The sequence below is a fragment of the Burkholderia sp. Bp9016 genome, assembly GCF_003857765.1.
In the GTDB taxonomy this organism is placed as follows: Bacteria; Pseudomonadota; Gammaproteobacteria; order Burkholderiales; family Burkholderiaceae; genus Burkholderia.
The window spans coordinates 1-14,683 of record NZ_QTPY01000053.1 but is presented as its reverse complement, the minus strand read 5'-3'; the positions used below and the strand labels follow the sequence as shown (position 1 = coordinate 14,683).

14 protein-coding genes are annotated in these 14,683 nt (G+C 63.8%); 13 read left to right on the top strand and 1 reads right to left on the bottom strand.

The annotated features are described in order from the left end of the window. The first annotated feature begins 988 nt into the window (after window positions 1–988). The 10 genes from DIE13_RS31955 (at window position 989) to DIE13_RS31910 (ending at window position 10,416) form a co-directional block, all read left to right on the top strand. A complete protein-coding gene (locus DIE13_RS31955; protein WP_124830963.1) occupies window positions 989–2,239 on the top strand; it encodes an MFS transporter in 1,251 nt (416 codons plus the stop codon). A 143-nt stretch (window positions 2,240–2,382) separates the two neighbouring features. Further along, window positions 2,383–3,312 carry a LysR family transcriptional regulator gene (locus DIE13_RS31950; RefSeq protein WP_124830962.1) on the top strand — a complete coding sequence of 310 codons (930 nt, stop codon included), beginning with the start codon at window positions 2,383–2,385 and terminating at the stop codon, window positions 3,310–3,312. Between the two features lie 114 nt (window positions 3,313–3,426). Continuing rightward, on the top strand, window positions 3,427–3,921 hold the full coding sequence (locus DIE13_RS31945; RefSeq protein WP_124830961.1) for a hydroxyquinol 1,2-dioxygenase: 495 nt from the start codon (window positions 3,427–3,429) through the stop codon (window positions 3,919–3,921). A 41-nt stretch (window positions 3,922–3,962) separates the two neighbouring features. Next, entirely contained in the window at window positions 3,963–4,982 is a 1,020-nt protein-coding gene (locus tag DIE13_RS31940; protein WP_124830960.1) for a hydroxyquinol 1,2-dioxygenase, read from the top strand. 32 nt (window positions 4,983–5,014) lie between these two features. Beyond that, on the top strand, window positions 5,015–6,481 hold the full coding sequence (locus DIE13_RS31935; RefSeq protein ID WP_124830959.1) for an aldehyde dehydrogenase family protein: 1,467 nt from the start codon (window positions 5,015–5,017) through the stop codon (window positions 6,479–6,481). 7 nt (window positions 6,482–6,488) lie between these two features. Continuing rightward, complete coding sequence (locus DIE13_RS31930; RefSeq protein WP_124830958.1) at window positions 6,489–7,556, top strand: maleylacetate reductase; 1,068 nt, start codon at window positions 6,489–6,491, stop codon at window positions 7,554–7,556. A 28-nt stretch (window positions 7,557–7,584) separates the two neighbouring features. Further along, window positions 7,585–8,457 (top strand): intradiol ring-cleavage dioxygenase, encoded by an 873-nt coding sequence (locus tag DIE13_RS31925; protein WP_124830957.1) that lies wholly within the window; start codon window positions 7,585–7,587, stop codon window positions 8,455–8,457. Between the two features lie 5 nt (window positions 8,458–8,462). Beyond that, complete coding sequence (locus DIE13_RS31920; RefSeq protein ID WP_124830956.1) at window positions 8,463–8,774, top strand: YciI family protein; 312 nt, start codon at window positions 8,463–8,465, stop codon at window positions 8,772–8,774. A gap of 3 nt (window positions 8,775–8,777) precedes the next feature. Beyond that, entirely contained in the window at window positions 8,778–9,113 is a 336-nt protein-coding gene (locus DIE13_RS31915) for a Rieske (2Fe-2S) protein (protein ID WP_124830955.1), read from the top strand. Between the two features lie 214 nt (window positions 9,114–9,327). Next, window positions 9,328–10,416 (top strand): porin, encoded by a 1,089-nt coding sequence (locus tag DIE13_RS31910; protein ID WP_124830954.1) that lies wholly within the window; start codon window positions 9,328–9,330, stop codon window positions 10,414–10,416. Between the two features lie 27 nt (window positions 10,417–10,443). Here the strand turns inward: DIE13_RS31910 and DIE13_RS31905 are convergent, their stop codons facing one another. After that, window positions 10,444–11,106, bottom strand: a complete 663-nt coding sequence (locus DIE13_RS31905) for a glutathione S-transferase family protein (protein ID WP_124830953.1) — start codon at window positions 11,104–11,106, stop codon at window positions 10,444–10,446. A 122-nt stretch (window positions 11,107–11,228) separates the two neighbouring features. Here DIE13_RS31905 and DIE13_RS31900 point away from each other — a divergent pair, with 122 nt between their 5' ends. From DIE13_RS31900 to DIE13_RS31890, 3 genes are all read left to right on the top strand, one after another. Beyond that, the gene (locus DIE13_RS31900) at window positions 11,229–12,044 is read left to right on the top strand and encodes a helix-turn-helix domain-containing protein (protein ID WP_124830952.1); all 816 of its coding nucleotides are present in this window, start codon (window positions 11,229–11,231) and stop codon (window positions 12,042–12,044) included. Between the two features lie 160 nt (window positions 12,045–12,204). Beyond that, complete coding sequence (locus DIE13_RS31895; protein ID WP_124830964.1) at window positions 12,205–13,011, top strand: hypothetical protein; 807 nt, start codon at window positions 12,205–12,207, stop codon at window positions 13,009–13,011. 333 nt (window positions 13,012–13,344) lie between these two features. Beyond that, a complete protein-coding gene (locus tag DIE13_RS31890; RefSeq protein WP_124830951.1) occupies window positions 13,345–14,106 on the top strand; it encodes an H-NS family nucleoid-associated regulatory protein in 762 nt (253 codons plus the stop codon). Window positions 14,107–14,683: the final 577 nt, after the last annotated feature.

Sequence of the window (14,683 nt, the reverse complement as noted above, 5' to 3'; positions counted from 1 at the left end):
CCTTCGACACGGCCGACGATGATCGATGGCGGTTCAGGGCGCGACGCAGGTGCGTCAGGCAACCCGGCCTCAGTGGCCGGTTCGTCGGGGGGTGTGTCCGCTACCGGTCGCGGATCGGGAAATGAATCGGGCATCCGGGCTCCTGCTTGTGCTTAGATATGCTTATTGAGACTCATCGCATTTTTCAGAATCAGGATTTTTTGATATTGAATTATGTCTTGATAAAGAGGTAAGGGTGGAAAATGTGCGGCGAAGAATATCAAACTTGTCTGTCGGTATAAATGGTTTTTATTTTGGGATGATGTAATTTGTTTTAATGTTGTATTTTAAAAAAACGTATATATGTATGGGCCTTTTTGAAGGTCGATTGTTGTTGTCCGGATTTACGGGGTATGGCGGCGATTTTTGATTAAGATGAATTTGGTCGGGAATTTTAAAAAATAAGATCCGTCCCATATCGAAACGAACGATCTCCCGTTGCCGCATCGGAAGGAATACGAGCAGGATCGCGCGCTCGGACCCGCTCCGGGCACATGGATTCGTCCCCCGGTCGTCCAGCCGACCGAGTACCGACCGAGTACCGGCCGAGTACCGGCCGAGCCGCGCCATCCATCCGGATCGAGCATCCGGCGCGGCCAGGCACCGGCACGAGCCTCCACGATGTCTATGAGGGATTCCCCCGTAACCCGAGAATGAGCGTCGGTCCGACGCGGCACTCATCCGTGCAGCGCTTCTCCACCCACATTCCCCGCGTGCCCGTCCCGATTATTTGCATTTCGCGAATGGCGCGTTCGCCGGTTGTTCCATACCGGATCTGCATCCATGCACCTATCGTTCGGGCGTCGGCTGATTGAATTCGACGCCTGCAACCGGAAAGGCGGCCGTCACTTCCTCGCGGCTCACGCCGCGTCGCACACAAAAGACATCGGAACTGGCTCATGCACGGACGCTCCGGCGCGCGCAGGGGGGCCAATCCACGGAGACAGACATGAAATCAAACGAGTGGGATACCGCCTACGAGTGGAAAGCGGTGACGCTGCTGGCGCTCGGCTTCGGCCTGGTCGGCCTCGACCGCTGGCTCATCGCGCCGCTGTTCCCTTCGATCATGAAGGATCTGAACCTGACCGCGCAGGACGTCGGCAACTGCATCGGCGTGCTCGGCCTGTCGTGGGGAATTTTCGCGGCCCTGATGGGCGGCATCTCCGACAAGATCGGCCGCCGCAAGGTACTGATCCCGGCGATCGTCGCGTTCTCGCTGCTGTCGGGCTTCTCGGGGCTCGCGGGCGGCCTGCTCGGCCTGATCGCGATCCGTGGGCTGATGGGCGTCGCGGAGGGCTCGTTCTGCCCGACGAGCTTCGCGGCGACGGCCGACGCGTCGCATCCGCGGCGGCGCGGGCTGAACCTCGGGCTGCAGCAAAGCGGCTTCGCGCTGTTCGGGCTCGCGCTGTCGCCGATCATCGCGACGCAACTGCTCAACTTCGTGTCGTGGCGCTGGGTGTTCGCGCTCGTCGCCGTTCCCGGCCTGATCCTCGGCGCGATCATGTTCTTCGTCATCCGCGAGCCGAAGCGCACGAAGGAGGTCGTGTCGGAACACGCGCCGGCCTCGCTCGGCCACGTGCTCAGGAGCCGCAACATCCTCGTCGCGATGGCGGCGCTGTGCTGCGCGATGACGGGCGTGTTCGTGCTGGGCGCACTGCTGCCGCTGTACCTGACCGACTACCTCGCGCTCGGCACGCAGAAGATGGGCCTCGTGGTATCGGCGATCGGATTCGGCGGCTTTCTCGGGCAGTTCGGGTTGCCGGGCCTGTCCGATCTGGTCGGGCGCCGCATCGCGAGCATCGTCGGTTTCGCCGGCACGGCGGTGATGCTCTACATTTTCCGCGGGCTCGGCCCGCAACCGGTCGTGCTGTTCGCTGTCCTGTTCGTTGCGTCGTTCTTCACGCTCGGCCTGGTATCGCTGCTGTCGGGCCCGGTGGCCACCGAAGCCGCGCCCGTCGGCCTCGTGTCGACGTCGATCGGCGCGGTGGTCGGTGTCGGCGAAATCTTCGGCGGCGGCATCGCGCCGGCGATGGGCGGCTACGTCGCCGCGCATTTCGGGATCCAGAACATCCTGTGGCTGCCGATGTGCGCGGTGATGCTCGGCATCGTGGTCAGCATGCTGCTGCGCGAAACCGCACCCGCCGTGCTGCAGCGCCGCGTGGCCGTGCAACCGGAGCTGACGGCGGGCAAGCAGCCGTAATGCGCTGTGCTGCGCGGCCGTACCCGCGCCCGGCGCCCTGCAAGATTGACACCCGTCAGGTGACACAGTGACGCTTTTCGCATGACCCAACCGGCTGGCCGGTGCGGTTAGACTGCCAGTTTCGCTTTCGGGAAGGGCGCGGCATGGACCGGTTTCTGAGCATCGAGGCGTTCGTCAGGGTCGCGGAGACGAGCAGTTTCGCGGAAGCCGCGCGACAGCTCGGCGTGACCAGTTCGGTGGTGACGAACCGCATCCAGCAACTGGAGAAGTTCGTCAACGCGCCGCTGTTCCATCGCAGTACGCGCCACGTGCGGCTGTCCGAAGTGGGCGAGACCTTCTACCGCGAATGCGCCGAGGTGGTGGGGCGCGTCAACGAGCTGACGGACCAGATGCGCGAGCTGCGCGCGACACCCACCGGGCGGCTGCGCATCCAGATGCTGCCCGGCTTCGCGCTCGATCACTTCGGCGTGCCGCTCGCCGAATTCCATCGCCGCTACCCGGGCATCCAGCTCGACATCATCGTCAATGACCGCGTGGTGGACCCTGTCGAAGAAGGGTTCGACATCGCGTTCCAGATCTTTCCGCCGATCTCCGAGTCGTTGATCGAGCGGCGCCTGTTCGTCGTGCGCCGCCTCTTCTGCGCGGCACCCGCGTACATCGAGGCGCATGGTGCGCCACAACATCCGCGCGAATTGCTGCAGCACACCACGGCGCTGTATTCGGGCTATCCGTCGCGCAACCGCTGGACGATGACGCGCGGCGACGAGGTCGTCGAGATGGAGTTGCCGGGCATGATCCGCTCGAACTCCGTGCACCTGCTGCGCGAGTATGCGCTGACGGGCGGCGGCGTCGTGTGCCTGCCCACGCTGGTCGCGAGCGACGCGCTCGTCTCGGGTAGGCTCGTGCCCATCCTCACCGGCTTCGAGATCGCACCGCTGAGCTTTGCCGCCGTTTATCCCGCAACGCAGCGACAGGCTCTGAAGGTGAAGGCGCTGGTCGAATTCCTCGTCGAATACATCGGCGACGAGTCGCCGTGGGATCGTCCGCTGCTGGAGCGCGGCTGGGTTCGCTGACCGGGCGATTATTCGCGAAACGCAAATGCCGTAGTCGCGGTCCGTTACCTTGTTGAGGGGCGCCCTCGCCCCTAAAGTTGAATCCGACAAGCGGTTCAACTCAGGAGACAAGCAATGACCGACACGGCATTCCACACCGTCTTTGGCTCGCTCGACGGCTACACGAAGGGCGAGATCGAAATCACCAGCGGCAGCGCACAGCACTACGCGTTCTCGAACGTCTTCGAGGTGGCGTCGAAGTCGGCCCCCTACGAAAAAGTCGTTGCCGGCAAGAACCTCGAATACGTGATCGAAGTGCTGCGCACCGACGGCCAGTCGCCATGGTTTGCCTGCGCGCACGACGAGTTCGCGATCCAGATGGATGGCGAAGTCCGCATCGACTTCATCAAGCTCGACAACCCGCCGACCACCGGCCGCGGCACCGTGAGCGCCGGCACGCAGCCGGCCGGCCGCGAGATGGGCCACGTCGTGCTGCGCAAGGGGCACCAGGCGCTGCTGCCGGCCGGCTGCGCGTATCGCTTCGCTGCCGGCAAGCCGGGCGTCGCGCTCGTGCAGACCGTGCTCGGCGAGCTGTCCGTCGAGAAGTGGGCCGATATCTGCCTGCACTGATCGTTTCGATCGCCCCATTCGAATATTCCAGGAGACAAGACATGGCCACCCTCGACACCCTCGATCATCCCGCGAGCTTCGCAGCCGATCTCGTGCAAGTCTCGCAGCCCGACGCCGTGACCGGTTACTGCCGCTTCCAGCTCGGCGCGTTCGAATTCCAGCGCGACGAGTATTTCGTGAAAATCAGCTGGCCGGCGAAAGGCCAGACCCGCACGCATGCGATACCCGCCGATGCCTTCCTGCGCGCGATGATGCGCGACGTGGCATGGGGCTTCTTCTACGGCTGGGTGAATTTCGATCACGTGTTCGGCACGCGCAATCACTACGGCAAGGTGGACATGTATGCCGGCACGTTCAACGGCATCCTGAAGGAAGCCGGCGTCGACTACACCGAGACGTTCGAAACGCCCGCCATCATGGCGACCTTCAAGGCCATGCTGCACGACTGGACCAACGAAGGCTTCGATCCGTTCGCGGCGCCCGAGGAAACGGGCTCGGCATTCGGGCGCAAGCATGGCGAGAACGGCTCGGCGATCGAGCGCACGCGCATCGCGACGCGCCGCATGCCGGGCCTCGAAGGCGACTCGCCGTTGCGCGACGACCTGCCGGTCAACCGCGCCTTCCTCGATGTCGCGCAGGACGAGCCGGAAGTGCATGCCGCGCCGGGTTTCGAAGGCGAGCTGCATGCGTTCAACCTGTTCAAGTACCTGTCGCGTTCGGACGTGACGTGGAATCCGTCGGTCACCTCCGTGTGCGGACGCAGCCTGTTTTGCCCGACCACCGAGGAATTCATCCTGCCGGTGTTCCATGGCAACGACCGTGTCGAATGGTTCCTGCAACTGTCCGACGAAATCGTGTGGGACATCGGCGACAAGAACACCGGCGCGCCGCGTGCGCGCATCACGATGCGGGCCGGCGACATCTGCGCGATGCCAGCCGACATCCGGCATCAGGGCTATTCGACGAAGCGGTCGATGCTGCTGGTCTGGGAAAACGCGACGCCTGACCTTCCGCAGCGATACGAGAGCGGCCAGCTTGCGCCGTATCCGATCGCGTTCTAAGCAGCGCTTCGGCAAAACCTCGAGGACGATTCATGCAAACCCAACTCTTCATCGACGGGCGCTTCGTTGACGCCATCGACCGCGGCACGATCGACGTGCTCAATCCGCACGACGGCTCGCTGATCACGAAAATCGCCGCCGCCACCGCGGCGGACGTGGACCTGGCCGTCGAAGCCGCCACCCGTGCGTTCCCGAAATGGTCGGCCATGCCGGCGGCCGAGCGCGGCCGGCTGCTGCTGCGCCTCGCCGACGCGATCGAAGCCAATGCCGAGGAGCTCGCGCAGCTCGAATCGCTGGACACCGGTCATCCGATCCGCGATTCGCGTTCGCTCGACGTGCCGCGCACGGCTGGCTGCTTCCGCTACTTCGGCGGGATGGCCGACAAGCTGCAGGGCTCGGTGATTCCCGTCGAAACCGGCTTCCTGAACTATGTGCAGCGTGCGCCGATCGGCGTCGTCGGCCAGATCGTGCCGTGGAACTTCCCGCTGATGTTCACGAGCTGGAAGATGGGTCCGGCGCTGGCGGCAGGCAACACCGTGGTGCTCAAGCCGTCGGAAATCACGCCGCTGTCGACGTTGCGCATCGTCGAGCTGATGGCCGAGGTCGGCTTTCCGGCCGGCGTCGTCAATATCGTCCCCGGTTACGGGCATACGGCCGGTCAGCGGCTCGCCGAACACCCCGGCGTCGGCAAGATTGCGTTCACGGGTTCGACCGCGACGGGCCGCCGGATCGTCGAGGCGTCGCAGGGCAACCTGAAGCGCGTGCAGCTGGAGCTCGGCGGCAAGGGCGCCAACATTGTGTTCGACGATGCGAACCTCGAAGCGGCCGTCAACGGCGCCGCATGGGCGATCTTCCACAACCAGGGGCAGGCGTGCATCGCGGGCTCGCGTCTCGTGCTGCACGAGCGCATCGCCGACGCATTCCTCGAGCGCTTCGTGTCGCTGGCTGCGTCGATCCGCGTCGGCAACCCGCTGGACCCGGACACCGAGATGGGCCCGCTGACGTCGAAGCAGCACCTCGACCGCGTGCTGTCGTTCGTCGACGTCGCGCGCGAGCAGGGCGGCCGTGTGCTTGCCGGCGGCAGCGCGCCGCAGGACGCGGCGCTCGCCAACGGCTACTACGTGCGCCCGACCGTGATCGAAGCGAAGCATGCCGCCGACCGCGTCGCGCAGGAGGAAGTGTTCGGGCCGTTCGTCACCGTGCTGCGCTTCGGCAGCGACGAGGAAGCGCTGTCGATCGCCAATGCGACCGAATACGGGCTCGGCAGCGGCTTGTGGACCAACGATCTTTCCCGCGCGCACCGGATGGCGTCGCGGATCGACGCGGGCATGTGCTGGATCAACTGCTACAAGCGCGTGAATCCGGGTAGCCCGTTCGGCGGCATCGGGAAGTCGGGCTACGGCCGCGAGATGGGCTTCGAGGCGATGCACGACTACACGGAAGCGCGTTCGGTATGGGTCAACGTCGACGGCAAGGTGCCGCCGCACTTCAAGCGCTGAGGCCAAGATGGAGCGCTTCGTCTATCAGGGAACGCCTTCGCGCGTCGTATTCGAGTGGGGCGCACTCGAACGCTTGCCGGACGAGCTGTCCACGCTCGGCGCGCAGCGGGCGCTGATCCTGGCGACGCCCGAGCAGCAGGCGCTCGCCGAACGCGTCAGGGACGTGCTCGGCGAGCGGGCCGCCGGTGTGTGTGCGCAGGCCGTGATGCACGTGCCGGTCGAGGTCGCACGCGCCGCGCGCGAGATGGCCGCCGAACTGGGCGCGGACTGCTGCATCGCGATCGGCGGCGGTTCGACGATCGGGCTCGGCAAGGCGATCGCGCTCGAGTCGTCGTTGCCGATCCTCGCCGTGCCGACGACGTATGCGGGCTCGGAGATGACACCGATCTTCGGGATCACGGAGGGACGGCTCAAGCGCACCGGGCGCGATGCGCGCGTGCTGCCGCGCACCGTGCTCTACGACCCGTCGCTGACGTTGTCGCTGCCGCCGGCGATCTCGGCCGCTTCCGGCGTCAATGCGATGGCGCACGCGGTCGAAGCGCTTTATGCGGAAGATGCAAACCCGGTGATCGGCCTGATGGCCGAGGAATCGATTCGCGCGCTCGGCGAAGCGCTTCCGGGCGTGGTTCGCGAGCCGGCGGACCGGGAAATGCGCAGCCGTGCGCTGTACGGCGCATGGCTTGCGGGCACCTGTCTCGGCGCGGTCGGCATGGCGCTGCACCACAAGCTCTGCCATACGCTCGGCGGCACCTTCAACCTGCCGCATGCGCAGACGCACGCCGCGATGTTGCCGCATACCGCGCACTACAACCATGCCGCGTCGCCCGATGCGCTGCGTCGCGTCGCGCGGGCGCTGGGCGGCACCGACGCGGCCGACGCCGGCCCGCTGCTGTTCGGGCTGAATCGGCAGCTTGGCATTGCGCCGGCGCTTGCCGACCTCGGGATGCCGGAAGCGGGCCTCGACGAAGCCGCCGACCTCGCGTGCCGGAACCCGTACGCGAATCCGCGGCCGATCGAGCGTGCAGCGATTCGCGAATTGCTTCAGCATGCGTGGGAAGGGCGCGAGCCGCATTGAGCGGCCGGCTGGATCCAAGGAGACGAACGTGACGAATGATCATCAAGACGGCGACACCCGGCTGACCGAGCAGGTCGTCGCCAGCTTCGACGGTACGCCGAACCCGCGCCTGCGCGTGCTGATGCAGAGCCTCGTGCGGCATCTTCATGCGTTCGTTCGCGAGACGGCGCTGACGGAAGCCGAGTGGATGGCGGCGATTCGCTTCCTGACCGAAACCGGGCAGATGTGCGACGACGTCGTGCGACAGGAATTCATTCTTTTGTCCGACACGCTCGGCGTGTCGATGCTGGTCGATGCGATCAACCATCGCTTCGCCACCGGCGCGACGGAAACCACCGTATTCGGCCCGTTCTACATCAAGGGCATGCCCGATCGCGCGTATGGCGAGAACATGGCGTTCACGCCGGGCACGCCGGTCGTCGTGCACGGGCGCGTGCTCAGCACCGGCGGCACGCCCGTGGCGGACGCCGTGCTCGACGTGTGGCAGACCGCGGACAACGGCATGTATTCCGGGCAGGACACCGAACAGCCTCACGGCAATCTGCGCGGGCGCTATCGGACCGATGCCGAAGGCCGTTATGCGATCACGACGATTCTGCCGGTCAGCTATCCGATTCCGACCGACGGCCCGGTCGGGAAGATGCTCGACGCCACCGGCCGCCATCCCTGGCGGCCCGCGCATCTGCATTTCATGATCGACGCGCCCGGCTATCGCACGCTCGTCACGCATCTTTTCGATGAAGACGACAAATATCTGAAATCGGATGCCGTCTTCGGCGTGAAGCCGTCGCTGATGGTCGCGTATCGCCCGCGCGCCGCGGATGAGGGGATCGCTCGCCACGTCGGACTGAACGGCCCGTATCGCGAAGCGACGTACGATTTCGTGCTCGACCGGAGTTGATCGACATGGCGCGTTTTTTTGCGGTGTTCGCCACCGACCAGCCCGGCATGCGCGAGGTACGCGACCGCGTGCGGCCCACGCACCGGACCTACCTGCGTTCCGCCGCGCAGCACGGCGTGTATGTGCGGCTCGGCGGCCCGACGCTCGATCCACAGGGCGATGCGATGAACGGCACGTTGCTCGTCATCGAGGCGGACGACATCGATGCCGTGATGCAGTTCGTCGGCAACGATCCGTACGTGAAGGAAGGGTTGTTCTCGCGAGTCGAGGTGCGTCCGTGGGACTGGAGCCTCGGCAACCCCGAGCGGAGAGTGTGAGTCATGGGCGCTCCGCAACTCTGTCGCTTCTCCGACGTGCCCGATGGTGGTGCACGGGTCGTCGACGAAGCGTGCATCGGACGTCCCGTCATCGTCGTGCGGCGCGGTGAGCAGGTGTGGGCGTACGTGAATCGTTGCCCGCATTTCTCGGTGCCGCTCGATTTCATTCCGGGAAACGTGTCCTGTTATCGGTCGCAGGTGCTGATGTGCGCGCATCACAGCGCGTTGTTCCGGTTCGACGATGGCGTGTGCATCGACGGGCCGTGCTCGGGTGCCGGGCTGGAAGCCGTGGCCGTCGAGGTGGATGCCGCGGCGTGGGTGGTTTGTCGACGCGCTTGAGTCGGTGGATGGGACGATCGTCTCAGGTTGGGTGAAATCCGGAATCCGCGGGATTATATCCATCCATTTGAATAAGTATCACTAAATAAATATCGGTATGCCTGCCCGGATGCAAGCCTGATCCGGGCAGGGGAAGGCGTTGTTTCTCGAAGCACCGGGCGAGCGCCCGCGACGTAGCGGGCACTCGCTCGATTTTCAAAAAGACGGAGACAAAATGAAACTGAGGTTTGGAGTATTGGCGATGCTTGCCATCGCGCAGGGTGCGTACGCGCAAAGCAGCGTGACCATGTTCGGCCTGATCGACAGCGGCATTTCATATGTCAGCAACGAGGGCGGAGGGAAGAACGTCAAGTTCGACGACGGCATTTTCACGCCGAACCTGTTCGGCCTTCGCGGCACGGAAGATCTCGGCGGCGGATATCGCGCGACGTTCGCGCTCGTGAACCAGTTCTCGATGGCGAACGGCAGCATCGTCGGCACCGGCCTCTTCGGGCGTAACGCCTACGTGGGTATCGAAAGCGACCGGTTCGGCAGCATCCGGCTCGGCAACCAGTACGACTTCATGGTGGATTCCCTCTTTGCGAAGGACAATGAAATCGCGATGGATCTGTCGGGGCTGTACGGCTTTCGCAACGGCCCGTTCCAGCGCCTCGCGCTTCCGGACAACCCGACCGGCGCGTTCGACTGGGACCGCACGGCAGGCAGCAAGCCGGTCGCGAATTCGGTCAAATACAGCTTGCCGACGATTGCGGGGTTTTCGGGCGGCGTGATGTATGCGTTCGGCGGCGTGGCCGGCTCCGTCGGCGCGGACAATACCGTAAGCGCCGGGTTGAACTACGAGCGTGGCGCGTTCGGTATCGGCGCGGCCTATACGAACGAGAAGTACGGGCCTGCGCCGGGCACGCCGTCGACCAGCGTGCGCAACTGGGGCGTCGGGATGCACTACGACTTCGGGGCCGTGACCGCGAAGGCGTTGCTGACCACCGTGCACAACTCGTTCAACGACGCCGGGGTGTGGATGGCTGAAGCCGGTGGCGTCTGGCGCATCAGGCCGGACGTTTTCCTTGGCGCGAAGTACATGTACATGAAGGGCAACGAAGCCGTGAACGACAACCACGCGCATCAGGTCAGCGTCGCGCTTCAATACCTGTTGACCAAGCGAACGATGGTTTATGTGTCAGCGGATTATCAACGCGCGAACAACGGCGCGAACGCGCAGATCAACGGCGTGCTCGATCCGGACGGGGCGTCGAGTTCGGCGAGCCAGGCGGTCGCGCGTGTCGGGTTGCATACGATGTTCTGACGGGGTGCTGCTTTGCCGTCGTTCGAATTACGACCCAGCCGTTGCGGCCGCTTCCCTGGCCTTGTCCTGCTCTGCCGCCAGTGCTGCATCGGCCGCCTGCGCGCGCTGGATGGCCGGGCGTGCAAGGACGCGATCGATATAGGCGCGAATGAGCGGCGTCTCGGGTACCAGCTTGAACATCGTGGTCCAGTTCAATGCGGAGGCCCACAGCACGTCCGCCGCCGTAAAACGCTCGCCCAGCAGATAGGGGCCGTTGGCCAGTTGCGTGGCGATCGCGTTGACGACGGCATCGAAGTCGCCATAGGGCGACGTCGAGTATGCGGCCGGCGGACGGTTCATCGAGCGATCGACGAGCGCCGGCTCGAAGCATGAACCGTAAAACGTCATCCAGCGCAGATAGGGGCCGCGCAGTGCATCGCCCGGCGCGGGCGACAGGCCGGCTTCCGGATACAGCTCGGCCGCGTACAGGTAGACGGCCGCCTGCTCGGTGACGATTACGTCGCCGTGGCGCAAGGCGGGAACCTTGCCCAGCGGATTGACCGCGAGGTAGTCGGGCTCACGATGTTTTCCGGTCGAGAGATCGAACGCATGCACTGCGTAGTCGGCGCCCAGTTCCTCGAGCAGCATGCGGGCGCCTGCCGATCGGCTGCGCGGCGAGTGGTACAGGGTCAGGTGACGGTCTTGCGGCATTTGCGGGCTCCGGTGTGCGGTCGTCGGCGGGAATTCAAATGTAGGACGCTCGCGGATCGCCGTCTTGGAAAAATCCGCTGCCGCGGTGCATCATCACGCAATCCTCTTCCTGGTTCGTCACCATGGCCGACTTGCGTCACGTGACCGACACGCCCAAGGGCGTCGTCGGCCCGAAAGCCTTCAATCAGCGGTTTCGCCTGAATCGCTATCACCCGTGTGCCGAACTGGCCGGTGTGCTGGATCACCACTGGATCGTCGAATGGGATCTGCGCGACCAGCCGCCGTATGTGCAGCGCACGCTGCCGTATCCGTGTGTGAATCTGGTGTTCGATCGCCGGCGGACGGGCGTTTTCGGTGTCGTGTCGGGCGCGTTCGAGACGACGTTGGCCGGGGCGGGGAGGGTGATGGGTTTGCGCTTTCGGCCGGGGGCGTTTCGGGCGTTCCTCGGCAAGCCGGTGCATGTGCTGACCGACAAGGTGCTGCCGGTGTCGACGCTGCTCGACTGTGGCGATGCGGAAGCCGAGGACGCCGTGCTCGGTGCCGGGGATGATGCGGGAATGGTCGCGGCGGCGGAGGCGTTGCTGTTGCGGGTGCTGCCGCCGGTCGATCCGCAGGTCGAGCGCATTCATGCCATTTTGCAGATGCTGCAGCAGGATATCGGGCTGACGCAGGTGCGGGATCTGGCCGAGCGTGCGGGCCTGGGCGAGCGCACGCTGCAGCAGCTCTTTTCCAGCTACGTGGGCGTGACGCCGAAGTGGGTGATCTGTCGTTACCGGCTGCATGAGGCCGCGGATAAGCTCGCGGGCGGCGAGCCGGTCGATCTCGCGGAGCTGGCGCATTCGTTGGGGTACTTCGATCAGGCGCATTTCACGCGCGATTTCCGCAAGCTGGTGGGGAAGGCGCCGGCGGAGTACAGGCGGGACGATCGGCGGGAATGAGGGGGCGGATTGGTGTGATCATTGACCTGCCGCGGGCCGATAATGAACCTGCAACGAGGGCGCCGGCTGGCGGTGAATTTCAGGCAGCAGGTGCGTTGCCGATCAGTCCCGCCTATAGTGCTCGTCGTTGACCGATCTGCAAGAGAATCAGGAGTTCGTCGTGTTTCACCGGAAATCCAGGTTGGGTCGTTCGAACTTCGTGTGCGTCGTCGCGCTGACGATGATGCTGGCGCCGGTCGCGGCGCATGCCGAGGCTGTCGCCGGCACGACGCGCGTCGCGCACGCTGTCAATCACGGCACAGCATCCGCACGACCGATCGTCGGCGACGACCCGGTTGCCATTCGGGACGCGCTGAAGAAGCTGCACATCAGCACCGTCCAGCCGTCGTTGAGCGACCGGGTTCGCGGCTTGGTCTCCAGCGTTGCCGACCGGCATGGCCCGAATCCTGACCTGGCGGCCGTCGATCTGGATCGTGACGTGACGTTCGTGGTGCCGGTGCGGTACGGGCTGAGGTACTCGACACGGCGGCACCTGTTGACGCTGGACGTCGACCTGTTCGATGCAGAGCGCGACGACCGGAAGGGCATCCTGCTCAGAAAGGTCACGACGGGGCCACGCGGGCGAGGGCTTGTGATTGCACCCGAAGCGAAGGCGAAAGGGTATATCCAGCAGGTCGACATCATCGAAATCGATTCCGGGCAAGGTCAGAAGACCTCGGTTCGTAGCCGCATGCGGCTTTCGCCTGCTTTGTATGCTCAAGCGCATGGCGACTTCGCATTCGTTTTTTCCGGGCGCCTGGTTCGGCCTTATCTGACTGAACAAAGCGAGCATGCCGATCCGAGTATTGATGAGCCGACGGACATCACGACCAGAATTTCCACGTTGCATATGGATCTCCGTGCCATCTCGCTGGTGAGTCCGTCGAGTGGTGTTGTGTTGTCTAAGAGGTTGCGGTTGTCGAAGTAGTTGCTGGCGGATGGGCGAGTGATCTCACGAGACGGGATGCTCGCTTGATGGATTTATTCCTGTATGGATTCCTAGACAGATGCCTTGCAGAAAGGAAACCGTTTCCTTTCCCCTGAGTGGTGGAGCTGATTCAGGCGTTTACGGCATGATTTCCCTGTCGTTACCGACGGGCCCGAATCAGTGAACACTCGTGCCCGCGAACTATGCGTCGGCTCAAACAAGTAGTCGTGGCAACCCGGTTCCAGGACGAAAGAAATGAGTTCCGATGCGTGCCTCGCTCTTGTGGCTTCCGGTGTAGCATAGTGCGGTCATCGTTCTAGTGAAGGGAAAATAATGGCAACGCTTCAATCCATCCAGGCAAAAATCCAGAAGCTTCAGGCGCAGGCGGAAGAACTTGTGGCAGCGAAATCAACTGCAGTGCTCGGGAAGATTCATGACCTTATGGAGAAGTACGGCGTATCGGTTGCCGAAATCGAGGCGTTTGTCGGCAAACGTCGTGGTCGCAAATCTCAAGCGGAAGCCACGGCAAGGAAGAGCGGCTCTACCGCGAAATACGCAGACCCAAAGACCGGGGCGACCTGGACGGGGCGCGGTCGTGCACCGGCCTGGATTGCGAACGCAAAGGACCGCTCCAGGTTCCTCGTTGACGGACCTTCGTCGAGCGCCGCGGCAGTTGCTAAAGCGCCGGCAAAAGCGGTGAAGGCGGGAAACCAGGTGAAGGCCCCGCAACCGGCGCTTTATCGTGACCCCAAGTCGGGTGCTACATGGAGCGGTCGCGGCCGTGCGCCGGCTTGGCTCGCGAGTGTGAAAGACCGGTCGAAGTTTTTGATTGCCGGTGCGGGTGAAGTGGCTACCGCGCCGAAGGCAAAGCCGGTCAAGCCAGCGGCTAAGAAAACTGCCGCGAAGAAGGTGGCGGCAACGAAGAAGACCGTTACCAGGAAAGCGGCGGCTCGAAAAGTTGCTCCGAAAGGGAGTGCGGCCGCAAAGGCGCCTGCTGCCCGAAAAGCACGTGTGCAGAAGGGCCCCGCAGGCTCTGCCGATGCTGGCGTAGCCGAAGGAACGACTCAAGTTGCGAGCATGCCGGCCCGCGCCTGAGATGGTTGCAGTCCGGGCGTTGGATGACATTCCCCTCTGCCCGGTATTTGCCTCGGTTTACTCGCTTTCGACTTCTCGGAAAAATACCTGGTCGACCGGCAGGAAGAAGCAACCGATACAGTCTCCGGCAGGCGTAATCGCTGTCCACCGATTACGCGCGCGTTTGACTCGGTTCGTGTGCACGCGAGCGCCAGCTTTGTGGAATCGCAGCGTCTTGTTGTGCGATGAGAGGCAGTGCCGTAACAGGAACATTGCCTCGACATCGACCACATTCGCTCCGTGACATGTATTTCGCTGCGTCGAAGCTGCGGGCGAAGTCAGCGAGGTCCTTCGAATACAGCAGATGTCCGCGGAAGGAACTGTCGTCAAGTTGCAGAAGATACGCAACCTCGGCAAGACGGGCATCGAGACTATGCGGGTAAGTGAAACTTCACGAATGGCTTTAAGTGAAACTATTCGAAGTGGAGGTATCCGGAATTTAGTGTGTGAGGCGGGTTGAGATTCAGACTCCAATGTTGAATCGTTCCGGGTAAAGCAGCGCAAACTGGGTCATCGCGCTCTTCCAATCGTGCCGGGA